Source organism: Mesorhizobium sp. M2E.F.Ca.ET.209.01.1.1, assembly GCF_004010375.2.
Classification (GTDB): Bacteria; Pseudomonadota; Alphaproteobacteria; order Rhizobiales; family Rhizobiaceae; genus Mesorhizobium.
The window spans coordinates 1-300 of record NZ_SADP02001021.1 but is presented as its reverse complement, the minus strand read 5'-3'; the positions used below and the strand labels follow the sequence as shown (position 1 = coordinate 300).

Sequence of the window (300 nt, the reverse complement as noted above, 5' to 3'; positions counted from 1 at the left end):
CGCGCGAGGCGAAAAGCGTCGCCAGCAACGCGCACTGGTCATTGAAACGCGCCTCTCCGATCGCGGTTTCGTCCGTTTCGCCTTCGGCGCCGTTGTTCCAGGACAGATTGTCGTTATGGCCGTCGCGGTTCTGCTCGCCATTGGCTTCGTTGTGCTTGCGCTCATAGGCAACGATGTCGGCCAGCGCCATGCCGTCATGCGCGGCGATGAAATTGACCGTGCGGCTTGCTGGTTGGCCGTCCCTGCCGAACACATCGGAGGACCTCGCAAGCCGGGTGGCGAGCGAGCCGAGCGCACCGG

Annotated in this window: 1 pseudogene; it reads right to left on the bottom strand. The window is 64.3% G+C overall.

Features of this window, described 5'->3' with window-relative positions:
* Window positions 1-300, bottom strand: a pseudogene (locus tag EN852_RS38940) (glycogen debranching enzyme GlgX); the annotation flags it as partial.